The following is a 2232-nucleotide window of genomic DNA, read 5'->3' as shown; positions in this document are numbered from 1 at the left end:
TTTCATAGCGGTGTTTTTGCCAGTAGTGCGATGTGGGGGAAGATAGAGCGGCTGATTTGGATGGCTGCTCAGGCACGGAAAGTTCATTCGTCGGTGGCTGAAAATATTTTGTGGTGTGTGAGGTATGGAGGGCCGGATAAACAGATGCGTCGCGCAAATCCATTTGGGTGCAAAGTTTGCGATTCCCACATCCGTAACGTGTGTCCTTCTTATGCTGCGATAAAGCAGCTGCCAGTCTTATTTAATGCTCAAGCCAAGCCAAAGTTCGGCTTTAACATCCGTTCAGGCTCTCAAGACAACGTAACGCAGAATCAGGTGTTTGTCGCGTGCGATGGCGTTGATGGATGCGACGAATACACACCGAAAGATCGACCTGCTCAATTTGGCCCATATCCATCTCCGGGCCATTTAGGTGGTGCATCCATGACGGTTGCTCAATTTCTGAATACGTATTGACCTAGCCGCTTCGGGTGTCGTACGGTTCCGATTAGCGGGTTCAAACTCCCAGATGKTGAGACCGTACCAGCACAAGTTTTAGTTAATGTTTTTCTAGTTCATTTGTGTCGCGGTTTGCACTCAGCGTTGTTTGCCAAAAGGGCTCGTTCGTACCGGACCATTTGAAGAGTTCGCGGTGTGAAAATACTAAAGCTCCCTTCGACGAGTACAAAGGTATGTCTAGACTGTTCAAAGTGGTTCGGCAGTCAAGGTTTCATACAGAGTATGCAGGCCACTCACGTTGATCCGGAATTGGCTACGAGCCTTGACCTTCGAATTCGCAGAACCGGCATTGGTTACCTTAGAGCCTGGATCAAACACGACGGCTCCCACGCTCAGTGCCTGAAGGTACTTTGAAAAATCTGTATGCGCGCCCATCAATATCGGACTGCGATACTGATATGAAATTGGATCTTTTGTGCTCGTATACGGCACATATGCGGCAAAGGCATGTTTTCGATTCCAGTGCGTCAGCAGTTCTGCGAACCCCCAAGACGCAGCGTTGGCACCGTCGGCAGCGGATAGATAAATTGTTCCGTTGACGTCGGTCACTTTACCTGAGCCTGCATCGAAGCCGCTGAGATGCATAGTCATACCGCTGGCTGCGCATGGAACACCTACTTTATGGAGCCCGGTAAAGTATTTAACCCCGCCATCTAGAAGGCGACCATATTTTTCAACGAAAGCCTTCACGCCGTTTTCTCTGTACCAACCGCCGTTTGGTTCCGGCGTCATCAGCGTGACTCGTTGCCTGCTAAACGCTTTGATTTCCCACCCAAGATAGTCGGGCTCCGCATTCCCATTAGGGGTAATGCCCAACAACGCTTCCAATGTATAGCCGCCTCCATTCGGTGCTTTGTAAGGAATTACGTTTCCATTCTTGTCTCGGCGGCAAGATGGATGCGTACCCCGCAGATAGATCTCTCTCAGAGCATCCAGAACAAGCGCCCTGTTTTGTGCTGAGTCAACTGGAAGGGTGAGCTCCATGAACAGACCGTCGGGCGGATGTTCGGCGAATGAGGAAAGTAATTCTTCAGCGAGACTTGATGACTCGGGCGCCAAATGCGCGAATGTCCTGTTGTCGGTGGTTGTTCCGAAGATCAGAACCCTGCCGTCAGTGCCGCGGCGTTGATCTTTGGGCCGCTGTTGCAAATCTGCGGATGGGGCAGAGGCACACCCCATCAGAAAACCGGACAGGCGCACCTCGGGGTACTGCGGATAGAGGATGAGCTGTGTTCCCGGTGCTTGCTCCGTGGTCGTATCGGTTACCCAAAAAAATCTCAACGGCGCTTTGAAATTCGGAACGCTTAAAGCGGGGTGGGCCGTTATTTCTCCGTGGGGAAAAAAGGAGAGAACTTCAAATTTGCTACCGAGATAAATTTGCTGCTTTGAATTGTCGTTTTCGGCAAGACGTTTGCAAAAAACGCGAGTAGCTCCGAGTCCCTTAAATCGAGCGAGAAGTTGATTTACGTTTTGAAAAGCCACGACCTTGCCCTCTGGATATTTCGAGATATGGGGCATCGTAGTTGACAACCCAGTCGCGGGCAATGAGATATGGCTGCGTAGTTGTTTGTTTGACGGCTTGGCGAACTGCACATTCCCAGATCACCACGACGCGCCATCCAAGGCTGTGCAACTCGCGCACATGCCGCTTATCTCTGGCCACATTGCCAACTAACTTCGTCTCCCAGAACTCTGTATTTGTCGATGGCCATCGAAAGCCGCTGCAGCTATGAC

2 protein-coding genes and 1 pseudogene are annotated in these 2232 nt (G+C 50.9%); 1 reads left to right on the top strand and 2 read right to left on the bottom strand.

The genetic code is table 11. The features are described from left to right. Positions 1-456, top strand: a 456-nt coding sequence (locus AC1D1X_RS21130) for a hypothetical protein (RefSeq protein ID WP_477699094.1), incomplete at its 5' end; no start/stop codon positions are given. Positions 457-684: 228 nt separating this feature from the next. Here the strand turns inward: AC1D1X_RS21130 and AC1D1X_RS21125 are convergent. Together AC1D1X_RS21125 and AC1D1X_RS21120 are read right to left on the bottom strand one after the other, a co-directional pair. Beyond that, positions 685-1980, bottom strand: a complete 1296-nt coding sequence (locus AC1D1X_RS21125; RefSeq protein WP_477670426.1) for an MvaI/BcnI family restriction endonuclease — start codon at positions 1978-1980, stop codon at positions 685-687. Continuing rightward, positions 1940-2232 (bottom strand): annotated as a pseudogene (locus AC1D1X_RS21120) (hypothetical protein); the annotation flags it as partial. The gene AC1D1X_RS21125 and the pseudogene AC1D1X_RS21120, both read right to left, overlap by 41 nt.

It is taken from the genome of Polaromonas sp. P1_G4 (assembly GCF_056405475.1).
Note: the sequence above shows the minus strand (reverse complement) of the source record. Positions and strands in the feature narration are given on the sequence as shown.